The sequence below is a fragment of the Paenalicyclobacillus ferrooxydans genome (genome assembly GCF_001399675.1).
Classification (GTDB): Bacteria; Bacillota; Bacilli; order Alicyclobacillales; family Alicyclobacillaceae; genus Alicyclobacillus_B; species Alicyclobacillus_B ferrooxydans.
Genome location: NZ_LJCO01000057.1, coordinates 1 through 666, shown reverse-complemented (window position 1 = coordinate 666; position 666 = coordinate 1). Strand labels below are relative to the sequence as shown.

Below are 666 nucleotides of genomic sequence, written 5' to 3'. Positions count from 1 at the left end.
GTCACTAACATCACTCAGCCGTAAGTTGAACGAGACAAAGGAACTACAGTCGGAAATCGGAATTCAGTCCATCAGTGCATCACAGTTGTCACGAAAGCTGCGTCATTTGGAACAGGCATTTTTAGACGCTGTTCTTCAACATTGCATTGCGCAACTTGTTCGCAGAATTGGACTGAAAAAGGCCACGAAGCAATTAGGTCGCATTAACCTAGTCGACTCTTCCACCATAACGCTGTGTTTGTCCCAATACCCTTGGGCCCTGTATCTTCCGACCCATGCTGGTGTCAAATTACACTTACGGCTGGCTTTCGTAGACGGGCTTGTACACCCAGATAAGGCTATCCTAACTCCAGCGAAGCCGTCCGACCGGACGCAGATGGACAGTCTTATTGAACTGGACAGGGATGCACTTTACATATTTGACCGTGGCTACGTCGATTACCGAAAGTTTGATGAGTACTGTCGTGGGGGAACGCGTTTTGTCACCCGACTCCGATACAATACAAGCATTGCTGAAACGTACGAGAGAAGGACGATACCACAGGGGTCACCTGTTCTTCGGGACGATGTGGTAAGGATCGGCTCATCCGCCTCTCGGAGTATGACTCATCCAACGCGTTGGATAGAGACGTTGGACAGTGAAGGTAATTTGATTATTATCCTGAC

1 protein-coding gene is annotated in these 666 nt (G+C 48.6%); it reads left to right on the top strand.

The genetic code is table 11. The features are described from left to right. A partial coding sequence (locus tag AN477_RS14000) for an IS4 family transposase (RefSeq protein ID WP_157061973.1) occupies positions 1-666 on the top strand: 666 nt, incomplete at both ends.